The organism is Actinomadura sp. NPDC047616 (assembly GCF_040642915.1).
In the GTDB taxonomy this organism is placed as follows: Bacteria; Actinomycetota; Actinomycetes; order Streptosporangiales; family Streptosporangiaceae; genus Spirillospora; species Spirillospora miaoliensis.
The window spans coordinates 784,139-808,395 of record NZ_JBEYTB010000001.1 but is presented as its reverse complement, the minus strand read 5'-3'; the positions used below and the strand labels follow the sequence as shown (position 1 = coordinate 808,395).

The following is a 24,257-nucleotide window of genomic DNA, read 5'->3' as shown; positions in this document are numbered from 1 at the left end:
TCCCCCGATTGTCAGTGCGGGATGCCCATGCGGGCGGCCAGGCCGCGTAGTTCACGACCGCCGGTCTCGGCGGTGGCACGGGTGAGCAGCGACGCCACGCTCTCCCGCACGGCGGACGAGTTGCGGATCTTGTGCGGCGCGACCTCCTCGGCGCGCAGCAGCCACCGCTGCGCCTCCCGCGCCATCTTCTTGTCGCGTGCCAGCCCGCGCCCGACGTCCGCGAGGAACGTGGCATGCCGGCCACGCCGCGCCCCGATCCTCTCCTCGTTGACGTCCTTCGCCAACCCGAGCAGGTCCCCGCCGGTCATCCCGCGTTCGGTGGCAAGGGACACGCGCCACACGCCGACGTTGGACCGGGAGAACGCCCCCCAGTTCGCGCCCGGCGTGTCCGGGACGCGGGCGGCCAGGTCGGCGGCCTGGTCGAGCCAGTGCTCGGCACGGTCGTACTTGTAGAGGACGGTGGCGGTCATCGATGCCGCGAGCGTCAGCATGCCGAGCACCTGCACGCCGAGGGCGCCACGGGCGTGCGGTTGCAGCGCGTTCGCCGCTTTCTCGGCTTCCTCCAGCGCGCGCTCACGTGCCCGCGCGGGAATGGTGTGGATGCGCAGGGATGCGGCCTTGCCCGTGCTGATGGGATCGTCCAGGATGGCCGCGGCCTCTCCGGCGCGCATCGCGGCGACGTGCGCCAGGTCGCCGTAGCCGAGATCCTTGCTGGTGAACGTCGCCGTCTGGAACGCCTCGATCAACGTTTCCAGCGCCAGCCGGTACGCGGCCTCGTCGGCGGGTGCGCAGGCGTGGACGTGAAGCTCATCAATGAGCGCGGGCAGCTTCTCACCGACCTCGACGTGCTTGTACTCGCTGCGGTCGATGCGGCCCATCTCCTCGACCAGCTCCGAAAGCGGCCGGGCCCGCTCGACCACCGGAGCGGTCAGGGTGTTGGCCATCACCGCTGCCCGCAGGGTGGGGATGGTGGCATGCGGTGCCGTCTGCACAGGGTCGGACGACAGGTGCGGGCCGCCGACGAGTTCGGTTTCCGAGACGCGCAGGGCGTTGGCCAGGGCGGCGATGTGCGAGCGGCGGTCAAGCGCGCGTTGGCCGCGCTCGGCCCTGGACAGGAACCCCTTGGACAGCCCGGACAGTCCCGCCAGCTCGTCCAGGCTCATCCCCCGCCAGCGGCGCAGGACCCGCAACCGGGCCCCGATGGTGGTCTCCTCATGCATCCGACCCGGCACCTCCCGAGCATCGCGACACCCTCAGGCTAAAACGCGGATTCCCGCACGTCATGGGACCGGACGGAATGTGTGCTTTTGGGTGCCGGACGAAACGACGCGTCTGGACGTCGCGTTTCGGGAGAACGAGGTAACGCCGTCGATTTCGCCGCGGAGTGTCGGAGGCATGTGTCAGCGTGTGGGGCGTCCATCGTCCCGCTGCCGAGAAAGACAACGATGTCGACCGATATCTACGGCGTGCGCGTTCTCGACGTCGACCCCGACAAACTGCGGATCAGCTTCCGGGTCTTCGTCGTCTACTACGACACCGCCGGCCAGACGCACGCCCCCGTACCCGACGACCCCAGCTTCTTCTTCTACATGCTCTGGACGAAAGGGCGGCTGCGGGAGCTGATCGACGTCGACACGGCGCTCGACGGTCAATGGGTCGACGCCAACACCCGCCGCTACGTGTCACGGGTCGAACGGATCGCCGGCCGCAACCATCCGCCGACGCCGGAACAGTGGGAACGCCTGTACGACTTCTACTACGAGCGCCACGGCGGCTGGAAAGACGAGGATCTGCTGGTCCAGTGGGACTACGACGTGTACGTCACGGAGCGCCGCTGGATCGAGGGGATCGAGGCGGGCGAGGCGTGGGGCACCACGTTCTTCCCGTGCAACGCCGACACGTGGACGGATGACGACGCCCCGCACATCCCGGACCTGGCCGGACCGGTGGTCACGATCAACCCGTTCGACTCGGCGTCCGGGGACACCGCGTACGACCACCTCAGCGGGCTGGAGTTCTCCGACGACGGGCGCTATCTGGCCCTGGTCAGCAATGCCCGGATCTGGGTGTACGACACGGCGGACTGGTCCGAGGTCGCCCATGTCTCCCTCGGTGACGGCTGGCTCGTGCCCCTGCTGATGTGGGTGCCGGGAGAGCACGTCGTCACCGTCAAGAGCTACCGCTCGAAGCCCGACGAGGACGACGGTGCCCAGTGGGCGTTCGACGTGGACGCCCGCACCGAGGTCGATGCGCCCTTCCAGCCCGGCCGTATCCGTTCCCGCACCGGCGGCTACTGGATCGGCAACTACAACAACGAGGACGGCGGGTACGACATCCACGCCCCGGGCCGTCCGCCTCGGCCGACGTCGGTCGCCGGCGGCGAGTGGGACCCGATCCAGCGCGGGTCGTTCGCCGCAGACGGCTCCCGGCTGTTCCTCGGCTCGCAGGAAAACCTCTACGTCGTCGACCCGGCGACGGGCGAGGTCGTCGACAAGGTCGTGAACGCCTCCCAGCGGCTCTTCGCGCTCGCCTCGAACCCGGACGGGTCCTACCTGGCGGTGGGCAGCTTCAGCCGGAAGCTGCCGTACCTGCTCCTGGGCGGCGACCAACGACCCCACGAGCTGTGCGTGTGGCGGACGAGCGACATGAAGATCATCATGGGCGGGCAGCTGACGACCTACGTCGAAGCGCTCGCCTGGTCGCCCGACGGCCGGTGGCTCGCGGCCATCTTGGATCCCGTGGATGCCGACAGTTCCGTCAAAGGTCAGTCCCAGCTCGCGATCTACCGCATGGACCCGCGCCGCGACCACTGACCTACGGGCCAGCGCCCCGGTCATCTCCTCGTTGACGGCATGTCCGGCCTACGGCGGGGGCGAAACGTGGAGCGGCCCGTTCACCATCTGCCGGTGGTGAACGGGCCGTGTGCGTCGGGGGGTGTCGCCCCCGAGGCGGCCTGGTCAGGCGGGGACTTGAGCGGGCTTGTGCTTCGGAGCCACGGTCTTCGTGCGCGTGAACGGGGCGAGGGCCAGCCAGATCAGGGCGGCGCCGACCGGGAGGAGGTCCAGGTTGACGGTGATGGCCACGAAGCCGAGTGCGACGAGGACCGGGCTAGCGGCGGCAACCGGCTTGCGGTCGGTGGTGAGAACCGCGAACTGGACGAGCAGCACGAGCAGCCCCAGCATGAAGAACACCGGGCCGATCTCGTAGAACGCCTGAGGGAGTACGGCGGGGACGTCGGCGTACCGGTCGGCGAGCGCGCTCTTCTCGGCGGCGTCCGCCGCCTTCAGGCCGACGACGATGTCGATGACGGCGACGCGAACGAACGTGACCAGCCCGACACCGGCCACGGCGGCTGTGACGTCAGCGGCGATCCGGCGTCCGCGACGGCCCCGTGCGACCGGCATGCGGCGCCGCAGTCCCACGATCACCAGGCCGTACAGGACGAGTGACCCCAGGAAGAGCAGGTGGCCGATCGTCCAGGCAGGGCCGGGTCCGTGCTGGCCGTCGCGGCCGTCGATGAGCCGGACCACGCCGTACGCGAGCATCAGGGCGGGGGCCAGATGGAAGGCGATCCTGGTCATGAAATGTGTCTCCAGAGCTTCGAGAGGGGCGGCAGGCTCGGACCCTGCGTTCTTATGGCCTCGATTCTCGGGAGACGGGCGGCCTGAGGGGATCGCCGTCGCGGGCGGTCTTCGGGCATCGGTGGCGCGGGGGAGAACGAGGTCCGCGCTCCCCCGCGCGACGGAGGTCAGGACGGCTCGATCAGGCGGGTCTCGTACGCGGCGATGACGGCTTGGACGCGGTCGCGGATGCCGAGCTTGGACAGCACGTTGCTCACGTGGGTCTTGACCGTGTGCTCGCTGACGACCATGGCCGCGGCGATCTCCGCGTTGGACAGGCCGCGGCCCAGCAGGCGCAGGGTCTCGCGTTCGCGCTCGGTCAGCACCGCGAGGCGGTCGGAGGCGGTCGTGCCGGCGCGCGGGCGGTTGCGGGTGATGTCGGAGATGAGGCGCCGGGTGATGGCGGGAGCGAGCAGCGACTCCCCCGCCGCGACCACCCGGACCGCGTGCACGAGGTCGTCGCGTCGTACGTCCTTGAGCAGGAAGCCGCTGGCCCCGGCGTAGAGCGCGTCGTAGACGTAGTCGTCCTGGTCGAACGTGGTCAGCATGATCGCGCGGGCCGAGGTCTCGGCGCACACGACCTTCGCGGCCTCGATGCCGTCCAGGCCGGGCATGCGGATGTCGAGGAGCACGACGTCGGGGGCGTGCTCGCGTACGGCGGCGATGGCGGCCGCGCCGTCCCCGGCCTCGCCCACCACCTCGATGTCGGGCTGGGCGTCGAGGATCATCGCGAAGCCGCTGCGCACCAGTTCCTGGTCGTCGGCCAGCACCACCCGGATCACGACGCCACCGCCGTGGCCGAGGCGTGCGGGAGACGGGCGCGCACGCGGAACCCGCCCTCGGGCAGGGGACCGGCCTCGGCCGTTCCGCCGCAGGCGACGGCACGTTCGCGGATACCGATCAGGCCGTCGCCGCCGCGCCGCCAGCCCGTGGCGTCGCCGTCGGTTCCCCTGCCGTCGTCGGTCACGGTGATCTCCAGTTCGTCGTCGGTCCAGCGCAGCCGTACCTCGGCCGCCCGTGCGTCGGCATGCTTGACGGTGTTGGTGAGGGCCTCCTGGACGATGCGGTACGCGGCCAGGTCGGCGTCGGCGGGCAGGTCGCGGCGGGTCCCCTCGACGGTCAGGCGCACGTGCACCTGCGTCCGGTCGACGTGCTCGATCAACTGGGGGAGCGTGTCGACGGTCGGCTGCGGCGCGCGTACTCCGACGTCCTGGTCCTCCTTGAGGACGCCCAGCATGCGGCGCAGTTGCGCCATCGCGTCCCGGCCGGCGTCCGCGATCGCGTCGAAGGCTCGTTCGGCCTGGTCGGGATCGGCGCGGACCACCACGGGACCGGCTTCGGCCTGGACGACCATGATGCTGACCGCGTGCGCCAGTACGTCGTGCATGTCGCGGGCGATGCGTGCCCGTTCCTCGGCGGCCGCCCGTGCGGCCTCGGCCGCGGCCTCGCGTTCCAGCCGGACGGAGCGTTCCATCAGCGCGTCCGACCGCTCGCGGCCCGTGCGGGCCAGCGTGCCCAGCAGGAACGCCGTCATGGGCAGGAGCAGGGTGAACATGAACTCGCCCGCGTCGTTCCCCTTGATCAACAGAGCGCCGGGCGGAATCGAGGCCGTGAGCACGCCGATGTACCCCCAGCGTTGCCAGCGGTGGCGGCCCAGGTCGGCCAGCGTGTAGATCGCGACCAGCGCGCCGTACTGGAGCATCTGCCCGGGCCGGTGGTGCAGGGAGACGCCCATGGCGAAGATCGCAATGATCACCGCGACCGCGAACGGCGCACGGCGGCGCCAGATCAGCGGCACGACCGTGCCGAGGTTCACCACCACGCCGAGCGGCGTCACCTCGGGCGCGGTGGCGAACGGGACGAACACCGGGACCGCGACCGCCGCGGCGACCAGCACGTCCACCAGCCGGCCGTCGCCACGACGAAGACCGAGGTGCGCGGCGAGTCCGCGGAACTGGAACTGAAACCGATCTGGCATCTGCCCAGTATCGAGGGGAGTGCCATGGTTTCACCTCGGTCGTACGAGGGGTCTGGAGGTTGGGCGGAACGTGGGAGGCGGCGGCGTCGGACGTCGTTTCGGGCGTTCGGCAGCGGCGGCTCGGGACGGCGGCAGTCGGTGCGCCGCCGCCCTGAGCCGCGTTGGCGGCCGGCCTGGCCCGTTAGAGGCGAGCGGCGAGGGCCTCCAGCAGTTCGACCTGCTCGTCGGCGGTGAGGGGCAGGAGGTTGAGGACGATGTGCACCTCGTCGGCCCCCAGCTCACGGGCCCGCTCCAGGTCGGCGAGCGCGGCGTCGACGAAGGCCGCCTCCGAGATCTCGGCTCCGGGCCGGATCGGGATCGTGTTCACCACCACGGTGCCGGTCCCGCCCGCGTCCCGGTACCAGCCGACCTGGGTGCGGGTGTCGTCCCAGTTCACCGCGGTGGTGATGAAGCCGTCCCCGATGCGGGCCGCCCGTTCGATGGTGCGACGGGTGATCGCGCCGAACAGCAGCGGGATCGTCGTTCCCCAGGGCTTCGGCCCGACCTTGGACGGGGGGATCCGGTAGTACTCGCCCTCGAATTCCACGGGGTCGGGGGCCCAGCAGGCCCGCATCGCCGCCACGTGCTCGACGAATCCGGCGCCCCGGCGCGCGGGCGGGACGCCCGAAGCGGTGAACTCCTCGGGGATGTAGAACGGCGGCAGCCGAGTGCCGCCGCCCTGCCCGACGCCGACGTCCAGCCGTCCCTTCGACAGCTGGTCGAGCGTGGCCAGGCGGCGGGCGAGCACGATCGGCGGCTGGAAGATCGAGTTCACGATGCCCGTGGTCACCCGGATGCGCCGGGTGCAGGCCGCCGCCCAGGTGAGCATCTCCAGCGACTCCCAGACGTGCGTCTCGGGCAGGCCCGCGTCGTTGTTCCAGTGCGGTCCGACCGGAATGAGGAGCCGGTCGGCGGCCGACACGGCGTGGAATCCCAGCCGCTCGGTGGCCTGGGCGATGGTCACGACGGCCTCGGGACCGGCGTACGGGGCGATGATCGGCAGGGCGACGCCGATGCGCGGTGTCCTCATGGTGAATGACCTCCAAAGACAGTGTCCGGAGATGAGTCGGAGCGACCTGCGGGATATTGCCGTCGCTCGCCAGAGTTTTTCCGGACCTCGGCCATCACCTGGTCGAGTGCGAGACAGGGAGCGCGCCTGCGACCTGGCCGCGATGATCCCGGACGCGGGCGTGCCTCGGCATCGAGGTCCGCCGCCAACCGCCCGGCATGGCTGGCGCCCACGCCGGCGGCGTTGACGCGGTCAGTCGCGGTAGGCGGCGATCGCGATGTGGACGAACGAGCGGATCAGTGGATTGGTGTCGCCCTGCTTCCATGCCACCACCGCGCGGCTCGGCGGCATGTCGACCAGCGGCACCACGGTGAGCCCCTCCGCCGGTTCGTGATCCAGCAGGGTCATGCCGACCGTGCCGTTCCAGAGGACGGCTTGGCGGCATTCCTGGACGGCGCGGACCACCGGACCCTCACGACGCTCCCCGCCGTTCCAGTACGCCTGCCAGAGGGGGTCGGTGCCCTCCGGGAAGAGGAACCAGCGACGGTCGGCGAGGTCCGCCAGCTTCAGGCTGTCGCGGCGGGCCAGCGGATCGTCGGCGCGCAACAGCGCGCCCACCGGGTCGGCGCGAAGCTCGCGCACGACCAGGCCGGTCTGGTCGAACGGCCCGCGGGTCAGAGCGACGTCGACCGATCCGGCGCGCAGCCCGCAGGTGGGATCGGTCAGATCGGTCTCGCGGACGCGCACCTCGACGCGCGGGTGCCGCCGGTGGTAGGCGTCCGCCAGCCGCGCCGCGCCCGGGTCGGTGCTGTCCCCCAGGATGCCGACGGTGATGGCCGCGGCGCCGGCCGCCGCGGCCACACGTACGCGCATCCGGTCGGCCTGGGCGAGCAGGGCGCGCGCCTCGTCGAGCAGCACCGCGCCCACCGGAGTGAGGGCGACCCCGGCCGAGGACCGGTCGAGCAGCGAGGCGCCGACCTCGGTCTCCAACTGCTTGATGGCCCGGCTCAGCGGCGGCTGGCTCATGTGCAGCCGGGCGGCGGCCCGGCCGAAATGGAGCTCCTCGGCGACCGCCACGAAATAGCGCAGCGTGCGTAGCTCCATGCCGCAACGATACCCGTACGGTATCGGCGTCACAGAAAGGGACTTGGACAGTCGCAAGGCCCTGGCAGTGGAATCGAGGCATGACCCACGAACCGAACGCCAGTGAGCCGCGCGCCGAGCCCGCCGTGTCGGTGGTCGGCCCGGACGACGGCGAGATGATTTTCCTGGGCACCACGCGAATGCGCGTCCTCGAAGACACCGAACAAGCCACAGGCGCTCTCGCCCTGTGAATACCAGAACCGCTTCATGCACTGGCGGCACGCGCCTGTGCCTTTCTTGCCCTTGGCGCCGCCAGGGCCTTTACACCCGGACCCGTGGAAGGGAATCGTGAACGTCGCTTATTGGATCGTCGCCGGCCTGCTCGCTCTGTTCTACCTCTATGCGGGCGGGAAGAAGGTGGTCCAGAGCCGTGAGCAGCTCCGGCCGATGATGGCCTGGGTGGACGGCATGCCGATGCGTGCCGTCCGGGCCATCGGGGTGATCGAAGTGCTCGGCGCGATCGGGCTGATCCTCCCGCCGCTGACCGGCATCGCGCCATGGCTGGCCCTGGCCGCGGCCATCGGGTTCGTCGTCCTGCAGTTCGGTGCGATCAGGGTTCACCTGAGCAGCGGAGACCGCCAGATCGCCCTCAACCTCACGCTCGTCCTCGCCGCGGCCGTGACCGTCTGGCTGGCCACGACCTGGCTGTGACTCCCGGCAGAGCGGGACGGTCACCTTCCCGTGCCGACGCAACCGTCCGTGCTGGTCAGGGCGCCGGCGGCATCCGCAGACGAGGCCCGAACAGCCCCGCGCCGCCGAACACGAGCCGCGCGAAGTTCTCGGCGATGCGTCGGTGTCCTGCCGGGTCGGGGTGGACCTCGTCGGGCAGCGGCAGTTCGGCGTAGTCCTTCTCGCCGTAAAGGTCGCGGCCGTCCAGGTAGTGCAGGTTCGGGTCGCCGACCGCCCGCTGTTGGACGATCCGGGCGAGATCGTCGCGGATGACGTTGAGCGTCAGGCGCCCGGCGGCGCGTTCGGCCGGGTCGCCCGTGGCCTTGAACCGCAGGGTCCCGCCGTTGAAGTCGGGCATGAGGGGGCCGGGGGTGTCCTCCTGGACCGGGCACAGGATGGGGGACACGACCAGCAGGGGCGTGGCCGGATGCCCCTCGCGGACGGTGTCGAGGAAGCCGTGCACCGCGGGGGTGAAGGCGCGCAGGCGCATCGCGTCGGCGTTGACGATGTTGATGCCGATCTTGATGCTGATCAGGTCCGCGGGGGTGTCCCGCATCGCGCGGGCGGTGAACGGGTCGAGCAGCGCGCTGCCGCCGAAGCCCAGGTTGACCAGTTCCACGCCACCTTGAGCGGCGGCCAGGGCCGGCCAGATGCCGGTCGGGTGGGCCGCGTTCGAGCCGTGGCTGATGGAACTGCCGTGGTGCAGCCACACCCTGCGCCCGTTGTCCGGCGCCGGCTCGACCGGGGCGTCGGTGCGCAGGGCGATCACCTCGGTGATCTCCGTGTGCGGAAGCCAGATCTCGATGTCCTTGTCACGCGCGGGCAGATCGGTGAACCGGGCGGTGCCGGGAGGCCCTTCGCGCAGTTCGGCGGTCTGGGTCACCATGTCGGTGATCGTGTGGAGATTGCCGCCGGTCACCGTGGCCTGGGCGGTGAGACGGCCGTCGACCAGCAGGTCGTACACGCCGTCCGCCGGGGCCGGGAGCCCCCGGTAGACCCGCTTGGTGGGCAGCGTTTTCAGCTCGATGGTGGTGGCCCGGGTGCGGAAGGCCAGCCGCACGCCGGACGGCTGGGCCTCGGCCACGGCCAGTCGGTCGTCCGGGATCTGCAGGCGGGCCCACGCGGGCAACCGGTGCGGCAGCAGCCCGCGCGCCGTGCGCTCCACGTCGAGAGCGCCGCGCAGCATGTCGGTGGTGACGGGTGTGGTGATCAGGTCGTGGTCGGTGTTCATCGCCTCAGCCTGTTGATCCGGATCGGTCGGGGGCGGGGCGCGCCCCATCCGACGGCCGGTGGGTGGTCCGGTTGCGCAGCAGGGCGTCGAGGGAATCCACGATCCAGGACCAGGATTCCTGCGGGTCGACGGCGGTGTGGGCGAAGCCTCCGGCCAGCTCCAGGCTGACGTAGCCGTGGAAGACGCTGCCCAGCATCCGGACCGCGTGCGTCTGGTCCGGCTCGGCCATGTCGTAGGCGCGCAGGATCGCCCGCGCCATCTGTGCGTGCCGGACACCGGCACTGGCGGCCGCCGTCTCCGGGTCGAGCCTGAGCCGCGCGGCGTCGTAGCGGCCGGGATGCTCCCGGGCGTAGTCGCGGTAGGCGTCCGCGAAGGCGGCCAGGGCGTCCTTGCCGGCGCGCCCGGCCACGGCGTCGGCGACCCGGTCGGCGAGTTCCTCCAAGGCGAACAGGGCGATCCTGGTCTTGAGGTCCTGGGAGCTCTTCACGTGCGAGTACAGACTCGCGACCTTGACGTCGAAGCGCCGCGCGAGCGCCGAAACGGTCACCTGGTCGAAGCCGACCTCGTCGGCCAGTTCCGCCCCTGCCCGGGTCAGGCGTTCCGGGGTCAGCCCCACTCGACCCATGATCCCCCTCCCAGCCGCCGAGATCTGCACCCGAGAAGCCGACAAGCATTATGCGTTTACCTAATAGCTTTAGGCAACCCAGCCTACCGCTATGAAACCGCTGACCGAGCACAGATCCGCACCGCGTTCGCCGGCACGGGGCGCAGGGCGGGGACAGGGCCTGACGGCCAGCCGAAGATTCGGTCCCGTCCCGTGGTGACCGCCGCGCAACCGACGCGCTCCTCACCAGTGGAGTCGCGTGCCGCACGGATCGTTCGCGCGGCGTCCTGACGAACACAAGGCACCGGTGCCGCGGTCTCTGTGACAGCCCAGCCGTATGACGTGCACCACAAGCAGGCGGCCACCGCCCGAACCCACGGCGCGCATCGACCAGGAACGTCCCGGCGCTGTCAGGCGCCTTGTCCTGTGGTCTCCGTCCGGTGGTCCAGCACGGCTTGGGCGATCCGCTCGGGCTGTTCGGCGACCATGTTGTGGCTGGCGTCGAGTTCGAGCACGCGCAGGTGCGGCCGGTCGGCGGTGAGGGGCAGCAGGTCCCGGCGGATTCCCGCGCGCAGCGCCGGCATGAGCTCGCCGACGCGACCCGGCAGGCCGGGGAGGTCCCTGGTCGCCAGGACGAACAACGCGGGGCAGCGGATGTCGGCCACGGCCGCGACGCTGTCCTGGAAGTACGGGTCGTATCTGATCTGCCTGGCCAGTGCGGCGTCCGGCCGCACGAACAAGCCCTCGTCGGTGGTGCGCAGCGCCCGCTGGGGATACATCGCGGCGTGCTCCTCCGGCAGGGGCCGGGCCATCGCCTCGGCCTGGGCGTCGAAGACGGCCTTCAACTCCGCCAGGAGCGCGTTCCGTTCGTCCTGCCCGATGCCTGCGTAGTGCCGCGGGGCGGTCTCGGCCGAGCGCAGGCCGTCGAGGTTGACGATCCCGGGGCCGTCGGGGTGGCGCAGCGCCCACCGCACCGCGACCATGCCGCCGAGGGAGTGGCCCACCAGCAGGGGGGTGTCAAGGCCGAGGTGGTCGATGACCGCCTGCACGTCGTCGAGCACCGCCTCCCACTCCCACGGCCCGTCGCCGGACAGCCCGTGGCCGCGCAGGTCCATCGCGACGACACGGTGTGCGCTCGTCAGCAGCGGCGCGACCGTGTCCCAGTGCAGGAGGGTGCCGCCCAGACCGTGGAGCAGCAGCACGGGAGCTCCGGTGCCGCCGTGGTCGCGGACGGCCAGGTGGACCGGTCGGTCATTGATGATCAGGTCTTGTGGTGGCACGGGTGCTCTCCTGGGAGCGGTTGAGCCGGTCGCGGATGGAGGAGGTGGTGACGCCGCCGTCGGGATGCCGGTCGAGCTTGCCGCGTTTGACCAGGTCGTGGACGCCCTGCCGGGTGATGCCGAGCATCGCCCCCGCCGTGGCGTACGACACGGCCGCCGCCGCGGGGTGGCCGGTCGCGCGGGCCACGGCCCGCCCCAGCGCGGTCCGCCACCACGAGGTGGGCGGGTCGAAGGGCGCGTCGCCGGGGAACAGCGCCCCGATGAGCCGGGCCGCGGTCAGGGTGGCCCGCTCCCGGTCGGCGCCGAGGAGCTGGGCGGCCCAGACCTCGGCCTCCACGCGCAGCCGCTCCCTGATCGGGCCGAGCGGCTCGTCGGAGGCCAGCAGGATCTCCAGCGGGTCGAGGAGACGCGTCTCCAGCACCCGGACCAGCTCGGCCACCAGCTCGACATGGTCGTCCGTGGTCGTCACTTGACAGACTCTAGCAAGTACTTGCTCCTCGACGTCAAGTAGCGGCGTCCGTATGCGCGGGTCCGCGCCTCTGCCGGTGGACCACAGTGCGGGCCGCGCTGCGCCCGCCTGATGCAATACGGCTGGAGAAAAGGGAGCAGGACATGAGCGATCAGGCCACTGACCAAGCGACCGAAGCTTTTGTCGCCCACCGCAATCTGCTGTTCACCGTCGCCTACGAGATGCTCGGGTCGGCGGCCGACGCCGAGGACGTCCTGCAGGAGACCTGGCTGCGGTGGGTGAAGGTCGACCAGGGGCAGGTGCGCGACCAGCGCGCCTACCTGGTGCGGATCACGACCCGGCAGTCGCTGAACCGGTTGCGCACGATGAGTCGCCGCAAGGAGGCGTATGTCGGCCCCTGGCTGCCCGAGCCGCTGCTCACCGCGCCGGACGTGGCCGAGGACGTCGATCTCGCCGAGAGCATGTCGATGGCGCTGATGCTCGTCCTGGAGACGCTGTCGCCGACCGAGCGCGCCGTCTTCGTGCTGCGCGAGGTCTTCGATTTCGGCTACGAGGAGATCGCGGCCGCGGTCGACAAGACCCCCGCGGCCGTCCGTCAGATCGCGTCCCGCGCCCGCCGGCACGTCGACGCCCGCCGCCCCCGCGAGGCGGTCTCCGCCGGCGAGACCCGTGCGGTTCTGGAGTCGTTCCAGCACGCGGTCCACACCGGGGACCTGCAGCGCCTCCTCGACCTGCTCGCCCCCGAGGTCGTCCTGATGACCGACGGCGGCGGTGTCAAGCAGGCCGCGCGGCGGCCGATCGTCGGCGCCGACAAGGTCGGCCGCTACATCATCGGCGGCACCGGCAAGGCCGAAGGCACGCTCACCCTCGACCACACGGTGGTCAACGGCAACCCGGCACTGGTCCTGCACCTGGACGGCGAACTCGAAGGCGTCATCACGACCCGTGTCGAGAACGGCCGCATCACGGGCCTCTACTACGTCCGCAACCCCGAGAAGCTGACCCACGTGGAATCCGAAACCCCGCTCACCCTCCGCTGAACGCCGGCAGCCGGACGGCGTCCTGGACCCACGGCGTCCCCCGCACCGCCTCCGCAGGCCGCCGCATCAGCCTCACCTTCCGCCGCTTCGAGACGCAAGGATCCGCGGCGACCTCGGCATGAGCTCCCGGCATGTCCTCCGGGTGTCGCGACCCGCGAGTCCGTGGCGGAATGTATGGCTGGACGAGCAGTAGGCGGAACCGTGGGCGGGTGGCGGGCATCCATATCGGAGACGAGACGTGGGGGTGCCTGTGGCGGTCCGGGGTGCGAAGCGGTGGGCGCTGGTGTGGGCCGGGCTCGTGCTGGGCGCGGCGGTCGTGCTCGGGGTCGTCGTGACGAAGCCGTGGTGGGCGCACTCGGATCACGTCTGCTGCGCGTTGCCGCCGGACACGAGCGCGATCGAGGACGTGCCGGAGCGGTGGCAGGCGGCGGTCGCGGACGGCGACGTCCCGGCGGCGTGGGGCATGCTCACCCCCGAGGCGCAGCGGCGGTACGGCTCGCAGCACGGCCTGGAAGCGGCGCTGGACGGTCTCAGGCCGTCGTCCCGCGCGGCGGCGACCTGGTGGCTGACCAACTCCTACACGCAGGGGCGCGGCACGCCCAGCCGGTTCTTCTACCTGCTCGTGGAGGACGAGTCGCTGCGGCCGGTGCGCGCGGTGGTCGTCCACTCCCGGGCGGACGGCACACCTGACGGGCGGATCGACCCGGACGTCCCCGCCACCGTGCGCATCCAGGAACCGGCGTCTCGCGCCGTGGTGGGCCCCCGGCCGCGGATGCGATCCGCCACCGGGGTCCCGCCCAGCTACACCGTCGTGCAGTCGGAGAACATCGTCCGCGGGGCCGTCGGGTCGATCCGGGAGGCCGACGGCCGCGACGCGCCGTTCTCGCACGCCGGGCCGCTGCGTCCCGGGCCGGCGCTGATCGTCGCCGTGCGGTACGACGGCCGGTACGCCTACGGCGCGGTACGTGTGACGGTCCGCGGGGACGCCTGACGGGTCACCGGCGGTAGAGGTTGAGCTTCTTCTCGCCGATGCGCTCGCGCAGGGCGGGGTCGTCCACGCCCTGCCCTTCCTTGTCGGCGGCGCACAGCACGGCCACCTTGCCGACGTGCTGGTTGGTCTGGACGGCGCGGGTGGCCTCGCCCGTCTGGTCCAGGGGGAAGACGGTCGAGAGGGTGGGGTGGATCATGCCGAGGGCGATCAGGCGGTTGGTCTCGACGGCCTCGGCGTAGTTGAAGCCGTGGGAGCCGATGATGCTCTTGAGGCGCATCCACAGGAAGCGGTTGTCGTACTCGTGCCGGTAGCCGGTGGACGACCCGCAGGTGACGATCTTGCCGCCGCGCTTGGCGACGTAGACGGAGGCGCCGAACGTCTCGCGGCCGAGGTACTCGAAGACGATGCCCGGGTCCTCGCCGACGCGGCGGCGGATGGCCTCGCCGAGGAGGCGGCCCGCCTTCGGGTGGCGCATGCCCTGCTCGCCCAGGTCGAGTTCGGTGCGGTTGATGACGTGCTCGCAGCCCTGGGCGCGCACCAGTTCGGCCTTCTCCTCGGACGACACCACGGCCACCGGGATGCCGCCGCCGTTCTTCACCAGCTGGGTGGCGTACGAGCCGAGCCCGCCCGTCGCGCCCCAGACGAGGACGATGTCGCCCTGCTTCATGCGCGCGCCGTGGGAGCCGACGAGCATGCGGTACGCGGTGGCCGCGCACAGGGTGTTGGACGCGGCCTCCTCCCAGGTGAGGTGGCCGGGCTTACGGATGAGCTGGTTGGCCTTGACGACGCAGTACTCGGCCAGGGCGCCGAAGTTGGTCTCGAAGCCCCAGGCGAGCTGGGTCTCGCTCATCATGCCGTCGTCGTAGGAGCCGTGGTCCTCCTCGTCGACGTAGGCCGGGGAGACCACCACACGGTCGCCCGGCTTCCACTTCTTGACGCCCGCGCCGGTGCGCACGACGACGCCGGAGGCGTCCGAGCCGAGGATGTGGTACGGCAGGTCGTGGCGGGCGCCGTACCAGCCCTGGCGGCCGAACTTCTCCAGGAACGCGAACGTCGGCACCGGCTCGAAGATGGCCGACCAGACGGTGTTGAAGTTGATCGCGGCGGCCATGACGGCGACCACGCACTCGTCGGGCGCCAGCTCGGGCATCTCGACCTCGCCGACGTGGATGGAGCGGCGCACGTCCTTGTCGGTCTGGCCCTCGAAGATGCCCACCTCGTCCTTGCGGAGGTGGGCGGCGCGGAACCGGGTGGGCAGCGGGCAGTCCTGCAGCTGCCGGCCGTCGGCTCCGGCGCGGACGGCGTCGAGCAAGGCATCGGACGAGGCGGGCTGAACCATGGATCTCCTCCGTGATGGGCGGGGGTAGGGGGATGGCCCGGGAGCCTAGGGGGCCGGTGCGGGTGCCGGCAGGCCGTCCTTGTCCGTCGCGCCCACGGCGAGCCGTTCACCCAGGTCGGCCGCGAGGACGTGCACGGCCGGGGGGTCGAGCAGGTTGAGGTGGTGCGCCCCGGGGACGGGCACGATCTCCAGGTTCGGGCACAGGGGGCCGAACCCGTTGGTGCCGTCGAGGACGTAGCGGGCGTCCTGGACGGCCCAGGGCGTCTTCTCCGGCGCGCGGTAGAGGACGACGCGGCCGTCGTAGGGCTGCGGCTGGTACGCCTCCAGGGAGCGGGTGTCCTGGTGGGAGGTGAGCTGGTGGGTGAGGGCGGCCGGGGGGATGTGGTCGACCAGGGGGGCGGCGCGCTCCATGACCAGCGCGAACTGCTCGTCCTCCGACAGCCCGGACAGCTCCTCGTAGGTCAGCACGACGTCGAGGTCGTAGGTCTGGTTGATGTAGTCGGCGAACGCGGAGAAGCGGCGGGCCAGGGTGTCGGACTCGTCGTCGACCGGCAGCGGCAGCCCCGCGTCGAACAGCGCCACCAGTTCGACGGCGCGTCCGGCGGCGGTGAGCAGCCGCGCGGTCTCGTAGGCCAGGACGCCGCCGAACGACCAGCCGCCGAGCCGGAACGCGCCCTCGGGCTGCGCCTCCGCCAGGCGTTCGGCGTAGCGGGCGGCGCGCTCGGTCACCGACGGCGCGTCCTCGAACCGTTCGAGGCCGTGGACGGGCTGGTCGTCGCCGAGCAGGGCGGCGAGCTGCCGGTAGCAGGCGGTGGTGCCGCCCGCCGGGTGCGCGACGAACAGCGGACGGCGGGTGCCGGCGGAGCGCAGCGGACGGATCGTCTGCCGCGCGGCCTGTTCGTCGGCGGCGCGCAGGAACCCGGCGACGTGCTCGGCGGTCGGCACGGCCAGCAGTTCGCCCCGGGTGACCTCGCTGTCTTGCCCGACCAACCGACCCCGACCGACCTCCTCGGCGAACTCGGCGGCGACGCGCGCGACGATCCGGTCGGCGTGGTCGTCGCGGCCGCCGAGGTCGGTGAACAGGTCCGCGGTGACGCTGACGCGGTCCAGGCCGAGCACGTCCTCGAAGATCCGCACGGCGAGGCGTTCGGCGGCGTCGCGCGGCATGACGTACCCGTTGACGGCGTTCGCAGTGGCGGACGCAGGGGCGGACGGTGCGGCGGGTGCGTCCAGGCCGAGTTCCCCGGCGGCCCACTCCTCGAAGACGTTGACGCTGGCGCCCTTGAGCAGCACCGACGGCGGGACGGTCAGGCCGAGGTCGTGTTCGACGCCGCTCTTGATGCGCACGGCCACGAGGGAGTCGAGACCGAGGTCGGTGAGGGGGACGGACGGGTCGAGCCGTTCGGGGTCGAAGCCCAGCACCGAGGCGATCCGGTAGCGGACGCGCGCGGCGATGGCGGCACGGGCCCCGGCCGGGTCGAGGCGGCGGATCTCGTCGATGCCGGGCCAGTCGTCCGCGCCGCTCCCCCGCGTCGCGGCGGCCGCCTCGGTGAGCGCCGCGAAGTACGGCATGTTCGTGATCTCGGGGAACAGCTCGACGGCCGCGGCCGGGTCGAAGCGCAGCACGCCGGTCGCGGGACGGTCGGCCGCGAGCAGCGCCTCCAATGCCTCGGCCCCTTCGTCCGGGCTGATCGGGTCCAGCACCGACACCGACAGCTGCGCGGCGCCGCCGACCTGCGACCAGGTGCCCCAGTTGACGGTCGTGGCGGGACGGCCGTGCGCGCGCCGGTAGGCGGCGAGGGCGTCGAGCGCGGCGTTGGCGGCGGCGTAGGCGGCCTGGCCCGGGGAGCCGAGCAGCGCGGCGGCCGAGGAATGCGTGACGAACCAGTCGAGGTCCAGGTCCCAGGTGGCGGCGCTGAGCGCCCGCGCGCCCTCGACCTTGGCCGTCCACACCCGGTGCAGGTCGTCGGGACGCAGGTCGGCGATGAGGCCGTCGGCGAGGACGCCCGCGCCGTGCACGACGCCGCACAGGCGCCTGCCCCCGTCGCGCGCGGCGGCGACGAGCCGGTCGGCGGTGCCGGGCGCGGCGATGTCGCCGAGCACGACGTCCACGTCCACTCCGCTCTCCCGCAGGCGGGTGATGGCCTTCTCGGCGTCGGCGTCCGGCCCCGAGCGGCCCGACAGCACCAGCCGTCCGGCGCCGCGCTCGGCCAGCAGCCGGGCGGTGACCAGGCCGATTCCGCCGTATCCGCCGGTGATGACGTACGCGCCGCCGCGCCGCACGACGCGGCGGGGGCGGCCCTCGGGCGCGGGCAGCGCGGCGCGGGCGAGGCGGGCGACGCGGCGGACCCCGCCGCGCCAGGCGACCTCGCGGGCGGCGCCGTCGCCGAGCAGCTCGTCCACCAGGTCGGACGGGCGGTCGACGTCGACCAGCGTGGCGCGCAGCGCGGTCCGCTCGAACGCCAGCACGCGGGTGAGCGCGCGGACGAAGCCCTGGTTCGGCTCGCCGCTCTCGCCGTCCTCGACGGGCAGGACGCGGCGGGTCGCGACCCACAGGCGCGCGGTGTCGGGCAGCGAACGGGCGATCCCGGCGACGGTGAGGACGAGCCGTTCGTCGATGAGGTCGGGCGACGGCACGGCCAGCACGCCCGTCGCGTCGCCGTCCGGCACGGCGGGCGGCTCGGCGGACAGCTCGCGGCGGACGACGCGGTGGCCGTGCGACTCCAGCGCGGACGCGACGGCGGCGGCCAGGGCGTCGTCGTGCTCGGCGAGCAGCAGCCAGTCGCGGGGCCCGGCCGGTGCGGGCACGGGCTCCTCGTCCCACACCACTTCGGCGATCTTGTCGGTGAGCGGAACGGGCACGTCCGCGCGTTCCACCCTGCGCAGGCCGATCTCGGTGGCCTCGGCGAGCACGTCGCCGTCCGGGCCCAGCAGTTGCAGCGCGCCGAGGAGCCCCTCGTCGGTGATCGTGACCTCGGCGCGGACGTGCCCGCCGCGGTGCGTCGGCCCGTACACGCGCAGCCCGCCGATCGTCTCGGGCAGCCACACGCCCTTGTCGACGCGCGACGCCTCGGCCGTCAGGACGGCCAGGCAGCGGTCGAACACCTCGGGATGCAGCAGGTAGTGGCGGCTGCCGCGGTCGGCTCCGGCCACCTCGGTGGGCGGTCCGGTCAGCGGAAGGGGCGGCGGGCGGTGGTCGCCGCCGACGTCCGCGCTGGCCAGCCGCGTCCAGGTGCCGGCGGGCGTCCGCGCGTGGATCTCGACGCGCTGGTCGTCCTCGGTGAAGGTGGTGGTGACGGTGGTGTGCTCGGCGAGCGCGAGCGGCCGCTCCATCCACAGGCTGTTGACGCGCACCCGCCCGTCGCCGAGCGCGGCGGCGCCCGCCGCGAGGGCCATTTCGGCGACGGCCGCGACGGGCAGCACAGTCGCCCCGTGGACGCGCACGTCCGCGAACCACGGCTGCGCGGCGGTGCCGACGTCGGCGCGCCAGGCGTGCCGGTCCTCGCCGGGCAACTCGACGTGCGCGCCGAGCAGCGGGTGCTCGTCGCGGCGTCCGGCCCGGCGGCGGGACAGGACCACCCAGTGACGTTCGTGCCGCCAGGGCGAGTGCGGCACGTCGATCACGGCGCCCTCGGGCGGGACGGCCAGCGCGTGGCCGTGGGAGGCGAGGGCGCCGAGCTGGGCGTGGAACGTCAGCGTGTCGTCGGTCTCCTGCCCCTTGGGGGCGCGCTTGAGGGTGTGGGTGACGAACGCGCCGGTGCCCTCCAGGGTCTCGCCGAGCGCGTGCGCCAGCAGCGCGTGCGCGTTGACCTCGACGAACGTGCGGAAGCCGTCCTCGGAGGCCGCCGTCACCGCGTCGGTGAGCCGCACCGGGTTGCGCAGGTTCGCGGCCCAGTGGCCGGCGCCCAGCGACGGCGCGTCGGCCACGTAGGCGCGCGGGTCGTCCAGCGCGGTCGTGTAGAAGCGGATGCCGTCGGCCAGTGGGGTGCCGCGTTCGGCGCCGACCTCGGCGAGCCGCTCGCGCAGTTCCGGCACCAGCGGGTCGACCTGCGGGGAGTGGCCCGCGCCCTCGGCCTTGACCATGCGGGCCAGGCGGCCTTCCGCCTCGGCCCGCGCCACGACCTCGGCGATCTGGCCGGCGTCGCCGGTGACGACGGTCTGCCGGGGGGACGAGTGGACGGCGGGGTGCACGTCCGGCAGCCCGCTCGCGAGCCGTTCCACCTCGGCGGCGGACGCGCCCAGCACCGCCATGGCGCCGCCGCCGACCAGCCGGGTCAGCAGACGGGAGCGGCGGTGGATCACCTTGACGCCGTCCGCCAGGGTGAGGGCGCCCGCGACGACGGCGGCGGCGACCTCGCCCATCGAGTGGCCGATCACCGCGCCCGGCGTCACCCCGTACGACGCCCACGTGCGGGCCAGCCCGATCTGCACGGCGAACAGCGCGCACATCGACTCGACCGGGCCGTCCGGCCTGGCGCCCGACTCCAGCAGGTCCCAGATCGCGGGCCCGCCCTCCTCGGCGAACAGCGCGTCCAGGTCGTCGATGGCCTCGGCGAACGCGGGCTCCTCCTCCAGCAGGCCCTGCGCCATGCCGGCGCGCTGCGCCCCGTACCCGGAGAACACCCACACCGGCCTGCCGGGCACGCCGAGCGCGGTACCGGTGACGACACCGGGATGCGGACGGCCCTCGGCCAGCGCGGCGAGCCCGTCCAGCAGCCCGGCGCGGTCGCGGGCGGCGACGGCGGCGCGGGCCCGGCCGCGTCCGTTGCGGCGGTGCAGGGTGTGGGCGAGGCCGGCGAGCGACACGTCGTCGCGGGCGCGCAGCCATTCGGCGAGCACGGCGGCGTGGTCGCGGACGCGGGCGTCGGCCGTGTCCGACAGGGGGAACACCCGCATCGCGGCGGGAGGCGAGGGGCGCGGCGCGGGGCGGGGCGCCTCCTCCAGGACGAGATGCGCGTTCGTCCCGCCGAACCCGAAGCCCGACACGCCCGCCAGCGCGGGACGGCCCCGCTCCGGCCACGGCGTCTCGTGCGCCACCACCCGCAGCCGCAGGTCGTCGAACGGGATGTGCGGGTTGGGCTCCTTGTAGTGGATGCTCGGCGGGATCACCCGGTGGTGCAGGGCCAGCACGGTCTTGACCAGCGCCGCGGCGCCCGCCGCCGACTCCAGGTGCCCGAGGTTGGACTTGACCGACCCGATCAGCAGCGGCGCGTCCGCGTCGCGGCCCGCGCCGAGCACCTCGCCCAGCGCCGTGGCCTCGATCGGGTCGCCGAGGAACGTGCCGGTGCCGTGCGCCTCCACGTAGTCGACGTCGCGCGGATCGACGCCGGACGCCGCGTACACGTGCCGCAGCAGCGCCTTCTGCGCCTCGGAGTTGGGGGCGACCAGGCCGTTGGAGCGTCCGTCGGAGTTGACGCCGCTGCCGCGGATCACCGCCAGCACCCGGTCACCGTCACGCCGCGCGTCCGACAGCCGCTTGAGCACCAGCGCGCCGCAGCCCTCGGCGCGGACCATGCCGTCGGCCGACGCGTCGAACGCCTTGCAGCGCCCGTCGGAGGCGGTGCCGCCCGCCTGGTCGAACGTCATCGTGATCGTCGGGGACAGCAGCACGTTGACGCCGCCCGCCAGCGCCACGTCGGCCTCCCCGTCGCGCAGCGCCCGCACCGCCAGATGCGCCGCCACCAGCGACGACGAGCACGCCGTGTCGACGATCATGCTGGGGCCGCGCAGGTCCAGCAGGTACGACAGCCGGTTGGCGACGATGCTCAGCGCCGCGCCCGTCGCGGTGAACGCCTCCAGCGCGGCCAGGTCGGACGCGGTGAACGCGGCGTACTCGGGCGCCGACACGCCCACGAACACACCCGTGCGGGAGCCGCGCAGCGCCGCCGGGCCGAGACCCGCGTGCTCGAACGCCTCCCAGGCCACCTCCAGGACGATCCGCTGCTGCGGGTCCATCACGGCGGCCTCGCGCGGGGTGATGCCGAAGAACGCGGCGTCGAACGCGGCGACGTCGTCCAGGAAGCCGCCCAGCCGCGTGGTGGCGGCGAGCCGGTCGGCCACCTCGGGGGACCCGTCGTCGAACGGCGCCCAGCGGTCTTCGGGCACCTCGCGGATCGCGTCGCCGCGTCCGGTCAGGAAACGCCAGTAGTCGCCGGCGCCGGACAGGTCGCGGTCGCCGCCGGGGAAGCGGCAGCCGACGCCGACCACGGCGATCGGCTCGTCCGCGCGCGGCCTTTCGGCCGGCGGCGCGGTCTCGGCCGGGCGGCCGTCCGAGACGAGCGCGGCGGACAGCCGGTCGATCGTCGGATGCTCCCAGACGAGCGTGGCGGGCAGCGCCCGGCCGAGCAGCCGTTCCAGCTCTCCCGCGATCGCCACCGCGTCACGCGAGGCCAGCCCGAACTCCTCCAGGGGGCGGGTGGTGTCGATGTCGGCGGCGGGGACGCCGGAGCGGCGCGCGATCTGCTCGACCAGGTACCGACGAACCGAATCCTCGCTGATCCGCGTGCCGTCTGGCGCGGCTCCGGAACGATCGATGCTCTGCATGCGTGCGGATCCCCCAATGAATCCAAGGATCGTTCGAAGCGGAGGGACCACCTTGTCCTACAATCACCGGCCCACGATGCGCATCCAGACCACTTTCTTCGGGGTTTCCTTGTCACCGCCATGACAAGACCCCACGCCTGCCGCTGTGGCCTCATGGGATAGTTGGACGACCCGGTCCGAGCACAAGGAACGGTAACCACCCGCAAACAATTAGTCACAATAGTCATTCGTAGGGGGAAGCGGCCCTTTTTCTCCGCATCCCGGCCCGGCGTCCGGGCCCGCGGGAAAGGCGCCGCGCAGGTGCGTTGACCCGCGGCCGATACAGATGGGCGCTGGCGGTCGTCGCCGTCAGCGCGTTCATGATCACCATGGACAACACGGTGGTCGCCAACGCCCTGCCCACGATCATGGCCGACCTGGACATGTCCACCTCGGCCAAGGACTGGGTGGCCACCGGCTACATCCTGATGTTCTCCTGCCTGATGATCGCGGGCGGGCGGCTGACCGACGTCTACGGCTGCCGGGTCACGTTCGTGTCCGGCATGACGGTGTTCACGGCGGCGTCCGCCGCCTGCGGCCTGGCGCCCGACGCGACCCTGCTCATCCTGGCCCGCGTGGCGCAGGGCGCCGGCGCCGCGCTCGCGCTGCCCGCCACGCAGGTCATGGTCACCGTGGGCCGCACCGACAAACAGCGCTCCCTCGGCATGATCGTGTGGGTGGGCGCGGGCTCGACCGCCACCGCCCTCGGCCCCACCATCGGCGGGCTCATCGTCCAGCACTGGCACTGGGGCTGGATCTTCCTCATCAACATCGTGCCCGGCGTCCTGGTCATCCTGCTCGGCCTGGTCGTGCTGACCGGCCACGGCGAGAACGCCGACGCCCGGGTGGACCTGCCCGGCGTGCTGATCTCCGCGACCATGCTGTTCGCCTTCACCTACGGGCTGGAGGAGGGACGCACACGCGGCTGGACCGACCCCTCCGTCCTCAGCGTGTTCGCCCTGGTGCTGATCGCCCTGGTGTGCTTCGTCGCGGTGGAGAGCTGGGCCCCCGACCCCATGATCGACCTGCGGTTCTTCCGCAACCGGGTGTTCACCGGGGGCCTTCTGTCGCAGATGCTCTACGGCATCGGCTTCAACGGCATGATCTTCTACTCGGCCACGTTCCTGCAGCGCTACCTGGGCTTCACCCCGCCCGAGGCGGGCCTGGTCATGCTGCCCCCGTCCATCGCCATCATGGTGCTGACCCCGGTGGGCTTCTGGCTGGCCGCCAAGATCGGACCGCGCGGCGCCATCGGCGGCGGCATGGCGCTGATGGCGTTCGGCATGTTCCTGTTCTCCACCCTGCGACGCGGCGACGGCTACGCCGAACTGATGCCCGGCGTGATGATCGTCGGCGCCGGGGCGGCACTCGGCATGCCCCTGGTGATGTACGTGCTCAAGGCCGTGCCCGAGCACCAGGCCGGCGTGGCCAGCGGCATCATCAACGTGATCCGCGAGGCGTCCGGCGCGTTCGGCATCGCCATCGTCGGCCTGCTCGTGCACGAGGTCCCGGAGGCGGGCGCGAGCGCCGAAAGCCTGGAGACCTTCCGCGACGGCACCGCCTCCGGCCTCATCGTCGGCGCCGCCGCCGTACTGATCGGCGGCCTCATCTGCGGCCTGACCCTCCCCAGCAAACGCGGCTGGCTAGGCCCCAAACACGGAAAACACTCCACACCCCCCGAAACCACCCCCACCCCCGAACCCGCCCTAACCGCCCCCATCCCCACCACACAAAACCCGCTACCCCGCCATGCGACGCCGCCCGACGGAGCACTCCCTCAGGACGCCTTGACACGCCGCAAGGTGACGCCGTCCGAAGCCGTGCACCCCCCGGACGCGCCACGGCCCCGCAACGCCGCACCGCCCACCGAAGTGGTGCCGCCTGACGATGTGTCCGCGCGCGGAGCGATACCACGTGACGCCGGACCGCCTCATGACGCGCTACCGCCCCGAGGCGCCGTCCGGGCCCGTGACGCCCTGCCACCAAGCGGGCCCAGGCCGCGCTGGGAGGCCCTGCCCCCCGACGATGTCCTCCCGTCCCGCAGCGCCGTGCCGTTCGACAATGCCGAACTGCCGCCGGACGTGCCGCAGCCTCGTGACGCGGTGCCGGCCCGCTCAGATGTTGTGGCGACTGGGGAGGTGGGGCGGCGTAGTCCCTTCCCTCCGCCGCCCGAAGGCTGGTACCACCCGTACGTCCCCGAGGACGACACCGATCCGTGGGGCGAGTGGGAGGTCCCCCGCCGCGGCGACGCCTGGTAAGGAGG

Annotated in this window: 18 protein-coding genes; 6 read left to right on the top strand and 12 right to left on the bottom strand. The window is 72.4% G+C overall.

Going from position 1 to position 24,257, the window contains the following annotated elements; all coding sequences use genetic code 11:
• Positions 1–11 precede the first annotated feature (11 nt).
• Positions 12–1,220, bottom strand: coding sequence for a helix-turn-helix transcriptional regulator (locus ABZ801_RS03855; protein WP_360692362.1), 1,209 nt, complete (start codon positions 1,218–1,220; stop codon positions 12–14).
• A gap of 225 nt (positions 1,221–1,445) precedes the next feature.
• Between ABZ801_RS03855 and ABZ801_RS03850 the strand changes: the two genes are divergently transcribed.
• Positions 1,446–2,813 carry a hypothetical protein gene (locus tag ABZ801_RS03850; protein ID WP_360692359.1) on the top strand — a complete coding sequence of 456 codons (1,368 nt, stop codon included), beginning with the start codon at positions 1,446–1,448 and terminating at the stop codon, positions 2,811–2,813.
• 144 nt (positions 2,814–2,957) lie between these two features.
• Here the strand turns inward: ABZ801_RS03850 and ABZ801_RS03845 are convergent, their stop codons facing one another.
• From ABZ801_RS03845 to ABZ801_RS03825, 5 genes are all read right to left on the bottom strand, one after another.
• Positions 2,958–3,581: a hypothetical protein gene (locus tag ABZ801_RS03845; RefSeq protein WP_360692356.1), complete on the bottom strand. Its 624-nt coding sequence runs from the start codon at positions 3,579–3,581 to the stop codon at positions 2,958–2,960.
• Between the two features lie 167 nt (positions 3,582–3,748).
• Positions 3,749–4,402 (bottom strand): response regulator transcription factor, encoded by a 654-nt coding sequence (locus ABZ801_RS03840; RefSeq protein WP_360692353.1) that lies wholly within the window; start codon positions 4,400–4,402, stop codon positions 3,749–3,751.
• A complete protein-coding gene (locus tag ABZ801_RS03835) occupies positions 4,399–5,598 on the bottom strand; it encodes a histidine kinase (RefSeq protein ID WP_360692350.1) in 1,200 nt (399 codons plus the stop codon). Before ABZ801_RS03835 ends, ABZ801_RS03840 begins: the two co-directional genes overlap by 4 nt.
• A gap of 181 nt (positions 5,599–5,779) precedes the next feature.
• Positions 5,780–6,667 carry a TIGR03619 family F420-dependent LLM class oxidoreductase gene (locus ABZ801_RS03830; protein ID WP_360692347.1) on the bottom strand — a complete coding sequence of 296 codons (888 nt, stop codon included), beginning with the start codon at positions 6,665–6,667 and terminating at the stop codon, positions 5,780–5,782.
• Positions 6,668–6,898: 231 nt separating this feature from the next.
• Positions 6,899–7,750: a LysR substrate-binding domain-containing protein gene (locus tag ABZ801_RS03825; RefSeq protein WP_360692344.1), complete on the bottom strand. Its 852-nt coding sequence runs from the start codon at positions 7,748–7,750 to the stop codon at positions 6,899–6,901.
• Positions 7,751–7,830: 80 nt separating this feature from the next.
• Here ABZ801_RS03825 and ABZ801_RS03820 point away from each other — a divergent pair, with 80 nt between their 5' ends.
• Positions 7,831–7,980, top strand: a complete 150-nt coding sequence (locus ABZ801_RS03820; RefSeq protein WP_360692341.1) for a hypothetical protein — start codon at positions 7,831–7,833, stop codon at positions 7,978–7,980.
• 97 nt (positions 7,981–8,077) lie between these two features.
• Positions 8,078–8,440: a DoxX family protein gene (locus ABZ801_RS03815; RefSeq protein ID WP_360692338.1), complete on the top strand. Its 363-nt coding sequence runs from the start codon at positions 8,078–8,080 to the stop codon at positions 8,438–8,440.
• A gap of 55 nt (positions 8,441–8,495) precedes the next feature.
• Here ABZ801_RS03815 and ABZ801_RS03810 read toward each other — a convergent pair whose 3' ends face one another.
• From ABZ801_RS03810 to ABZ801_RS03795, 4 genes are all read right to left on the bottom strand, one after another.
• Positions 8,496–9,689 (bottom strand): GDSL-type esterase/lipase family protein, encoded by a 1,194-nt coding sequence (locus ABZ801_RS03810; protein WP_360692335.1) that lies wholly within the window; start codon positions 9,687–9,689, stop codon positions 8,496–8,498.
• Positions 9,690–9,693: 4 nt separating this feature from the next.
• The gene (locus ABZ801_RS03805) at positions 9,694–10,314 is read right to left on the bottom strand and encodes a WHG domain-containing protein (protein WP_360692332.1); all 621 of its coding nucleotides are present in this window, start codon (positions 10,312–10,314) and stop codon (positions 9,694–9,696) included.
• Between the two features lie 389 nt (positions 10,315–10,703).
• Positions 10,704–11,573 carry an alpha/beta hydrolase gene (locus ABZ801_RS03800; protein WP_360692329.1) on the bottom strand — a complete coding sequence of 290 codons (870 nt, stop codon included), beginning with the start codon at positions 11,571–11,573 and terminating at the stop codon, positions 10,704–10,706.
• Positions 11,545–12,042 carry a hypothetical protein gene (locus ABZ801_RS03795; RefSeq protein ID WP_360692326.1) on the bottom strand — a complete coding sequence of 166 codons (498 nt, stop codon included), beginning with the start codon at positions 12,040–12,042 and terminating at the stop codon, positions 11,545–11,547. Before ABZ801_RS03795 ends, ABZ801_RS03800 begins: the two co-directional genes overlap by 29 nt.
• 143 nt (positions 12,043–12,185) lie before the next feature.
• On the opposite strand from ABZ801_RS03795, the gene ABZ801_RS03790 reads away from it, so the two are divergent.
• Together ABZ801_RS03790 and ABZ801_RS03785 are read left to right on the top strand one after the other, a co-directional pair.
• A complete protein-coding gene (locus tag ABZ801_RS03790) occupies positions 12,186–13,082 on the top strand; it encodes an RNA polymerase sigma-70 factor (protein WP_360692323.1) in 897 nt (298 codons plus the stop codon).
• 238 nt (positions 13,083–13,320) lie between these two features.
• Positions 13,321–14,073 carry a hypothetical protein gene (locus ABZ801_RS03785; RefSeq protein WP_360692320.1) on the top strand — a complete coding sequence of 251 codons (753 nt, stop codon included), beginning with the start codon at positions 13,321–13,323 and terminating at the stop codon, positions 14,071–14,073.
• A 4-nt stretch (positions 14,074–14,077) separates the two neighbouring features.
• Here the strand turns inward: ABZ801_RS03785 and ccrA are convergent, their stop codons facing one another.
• Both ccrA and ABZ801_RS03775 read right to left on the bottom strand, forming a co-directional pair.
• On the bottom strand, positions 14,078–15,412 hold the full coding sequence (gene ccrA / locus ABZ801_RS03780; RefSeq protein ID WP_360692317.1) for a crotonyl-CoA carboxylase/reductase: 1,335 nt from the start codon (positions 15,410–15,412) through the stop codon (positions 14,078–14,080).
• Between the two features lie 45 nt (positions 15,413–15,457).
• A complete protein-coding gene (locus ABZ801_RS03775; protein ID WP_360692313.1) occupies positions 15,458–21,955 on the bottom strand; it encodes an SDR family NAD(P)-dependent oxidoreductase in 6,498 nt (2,165 codons plus the stop codon).
• Between the two features lie 305 nt (positions 21,956–22,260).
• Here ABZ801_RS03775 and ABZ801_RS03770 point away from each other — a divergent pair, with 305 nt between their 5' ends.
• Positions 22,261–24,252: a DHA2 family efflux MFS transporter permease subunit gene (locus tag ABZ801_RS03770; protein WP_360692310.1), complete on the top strand. Its 1,992-nt coding sequence runs from the start codon at positions 22,261–22,263 to the stop codon at positions 24,250–24,252.
• Positions 24,253–24,257 lie beyond the last annotated feature (5 nt).